The organism is Longimicrobium sp. (assembly GCF_036554565.1).
GTDB lineage: Bacteria > Gemmatimonadota > Gemmatimonadetes > Longimicrobiales > Longimicrobiaceae > Longimicrobium.
Genome location: NZ_DATBNB010000038.1, coordinates 1 through 1747 on the forward strand (window position 1 = coordinate 1; position 1747 = coordinate 1747).

Below are 1747 nucleotides of genomic sequence, written 5' to 3' on the forward strand. Positions count from 1 at the left end.
GTCGGCCCGCCCCCGAATCCATCCGCCCCTCGCCCCCGGACCATGCACAGCCTCACCCGCCTTTCCCTCGCATTGATCGTGGCCGCCGCAACCGCCGCCTGCCGTCCCGCCGGGGCCCCGCGGCCCGCGGACGAGCCCGCCATCGTCACCCGCGCGCAGTGGGGCGCCCGCGCGCCGACGCTGCCCATGCAGCCGCACCAGCCCGTGCGCATCACCGTGCACCACACCGCCGGCGCGCAGGACACGGCCCGCTCCCTGGCAGACAAGCTGCGCGCCCTGCAGCGCTTTTCGCAGGAAGAGGGCACTCTGGGCGACGGCCGCATCAAGAAGGCCTGGGCCGACATCCCCTACCACTTCTACATCGCCCACGACGGCGCGGTGGGCGAGGGGCGGGAGGTGGGCTACGTGGGCGACTCGAACACGCAGTACGACCTGCGCGGGCACGTGCAGGTGGTGCTGGAGGGCAACTTCGAGAACGAGTCGGTGACGGACGCGCAGTACCAGAGCCTGCGCCGGCTGGTGGCCCACCTGGCGCGCCGGTACCGCGTGCGCCCGGAGCTCATCACCGGGCACAAGGACAACGCCCCGACGCTCTGCCCGGGCCAGGACCTGTACCGCCGCCTCCCCGAGCTGCGCCGCGCGGGGGCGGCCGGCGGATGACCCTTGGTGTGGCACACGATGTCATCCCGATGGAGCGGCCACGGAAAACCTGCCCCTGCACGGCAGACCGCAGCGACTGAGGGATCCGCCACACACCGCGCGATTACACCCCCATGCGGAGGCGTCGGCATCCCAATTTCTTCCTGTCGTCGCGAACGGACGCGCAAACCGCCGAACTGCACCGGCCTCGATGGATGCGAGCCGCGGCACGTTGGACAGAGTGGGTGGCGGATCCCTCAGTCGCTGCGGAGCACGGTGTGAGTGCAGGCTCGCCGGGGCCGCTCCATCGGGATGACAGCGCGGGCTTTGGCCGCGATTCGGGGACTGGTTCGGCTGGACCGGACCTTCAGCCGCGCAGGGGCGAGTGTGTGGCGGATCCCTCAGTCGCTGCGGAGCACGGTGTGCGTGCAGGCTCGCCGGGACCGCTCCATCGGGATGACAGCGCGGGCTCTCGGGAGGTGCCGTGGGCGTGCAGGTGACGAGAAGGATGGACGCCGAAGGAGCGGGCGACTCGGGCGGGGCGCCGCCGGGAACGGAGGATGCGGAAACGGCCGGACGGGCGGGGAACCCACGGGGAGGGAACGACGAATGTCGCTGCGCGAAATCCGTGACGAGCGGGGGATCGAGTGGCAGGTGTGGGACACCAAACCCACGCTGCGCCTGGGAGAGGAGGTGGCCGGCGCGCACCTGCACGAAGACGCCGTCGAGGGATGGCTTACCTTTCAAAGCCCCAACGAGCGCCGGCGGTTCTACCAGGTTCCGGCGGGGTGGAACGAGCTGTCCGACGGCGACCTGCTGCGCCTGTGCGAGCACGCCGTCCCCGTGCAGACCACCCGGCCCTAGCCGCCGCTCCCCTGCCCTGCCTCCGGTATCGCGGGGCCCGTCCAGCGCATCACCGCGGCCACCACCTCCTTGGGCTCGATGGGCTTGGTCAGGTAGGCATCGAACCCCGCCTCCAGCGCGCGGCTGCGGTCGTCTGCCAGGGCGTGCGCGGTGATGGCCAGCACGGGAATGCCGGCCGTGGCGGGATCGGACTTCAGGATGCGCGTCGCCGAAACCCCGTCCATCCCCGGCAGGCCGATGTCCA

3 protein-coding genes are annotated in these 1747 nt (G+C 71.7%); 2 read left to right on the forward strand and 1 reads right to left on the reverse strand.

Annotation, left to right across the window (positions count from 1 at the left end):
• Both VIB55_RS01100 and VIB55_RS01105 read left to right on the forward strand, forming a co-directional pair.
• The coding region (locus tag VIB55_RS01100; protein WP_331874815.1) for a peptidoglycan recognition family protein at nucleotides 1–660 on the forward strand (660 nt) is incomplete at its 5' end.
• Between the two features lie 588 nt (nucleotides 661–1248).
• Nucleotides 1249–1503, forward strand: a complete 255-nt coding sequence (locus tag VIB55_RS01105; RefSeq protein ID WP_331874816.1) for a hypothetical protein — start codon at nucleotides 1249–1251, stop codon at nucleotides 1501–1503.
• On the opposite strand, the gene VIB55_RS01110 is transcribed toward VIB55_RS01105, so the two are convergent.
• Nucleotides 1500–1747 (reverse strand): response regulator (locus VIB55_RS01110; protein WP_331874817.1); only part of this gene is annotated, 248 nt, incomplete at its 5' end. The genes VIB55_RS01105 and VIB55_RS01110 overlap by 4 nt on opposite strands.

Bases quoted from the DNA above. Each gene is read 5' to 3' on its own strand.
- VIB55_RS01105 (WP_331874816.1), top strand. From the start codon at position 1,249: ATGTCGCTGCGCGAAATCCGTGACGAGCGGGGGATCGAGTGGCAGGTG.